1 pseudogene is annotated in these 262 nt (G+C 68.7%); it reads left to right on the top strand.

Going from position 1 to position 262, the window contains the following annotated elements:
• A pseudogene (locus tag SB764_RS41545) lies at positions 1 to 262 on the top strand (penicillin-binding protein 2); the annotation flags it as partial.

The following is a 262-nucleotide window of genomic DNA, read 5'->3' on the forward strand; positions in this document are numbered from 1 at the left end:
CGGGCAGACCGGTTTCGAGGAAGTCGAGGTGACCGCCGGTGGCCGGCCTGTGCGCACGCTGTCGCGCACCCAGGCGACGCCCGGCAACAACCTCGTGCTGTCGCTCGATATCGGCTTGCAGCAGGTCGCCGAGCAGGCCTTCGCGGGCCGCCGCGGCGCGCTGGTCGCGATCGAACCGGCAACGGGCGACGTTCTCGCGTTTGTCTCGGCGCCGAGCTTCGATCCGAATTCTTTCGTCGACGGCATCGATCAGCAGACCTGG

The sequence above is a fragment of the Paraburkholderia sp. SIMBA_027 genome (assembly GCF_046535315.1).
Lineage (GTDB): Bacteria > Pseudomonadota > Gammaproteobacteria > Burkholderiales > Burkholderiaceae > Paraburkholderia > Paraburkholderia tropica.